Consider the following 299-nt stretch of genomic DNA (forward strand, 5'->3'; position numbering starts at 1 on the left):
GTAGAACTTGCCTGACGGAATGGTCTCACTGGAGATCTTCACCATCGCGTCGCTGTTCGAGCGTATCGGCAGCGACAGCGACCCGAGCACACTCAAGCCAACGCTCGCCGACGTATCGCTCTTCTTCAACGCAAAGCCGTTCTGCACCGCGTTCACGTAGACGATGCTCGTACTGCTCGCCTCCTCGCCCGGCGTGCACACGACGTGAAATTCCACGACCACATGCGTATCGCCGGACGGCTGAAAGTTCTTGGTGCCGTCGACGGTATCGTTGCGCGTCATCGTCGTCAGATAGCCCT

Annotated in this window: 1 protein-coding gene; it reads right to left on the reverse strand. The window is 59.2% G+C overall.

Translation table 11 applies throughout. The features are described 5' to 3' along the window. On the reverse strand, positions 1–299 hold a 299-nt coding region (locus SB753_RS36220; protein ID WP_410804925.1), incomplete at both ends, for a DUF2242 domain-containing protein.

It is taken from the genome of Paraburkholderia sp. SIMBA_053 (genome assembly GCF_046534895.1).
In the GTDB taxonomy this organism is placed as follows: Bacteria; Pseudomonadota; Gammaproteobacteria; order Burkholderiales; family Burkholderiaceae; genus Paraburkholderia; species Paraburkholderia caledonica.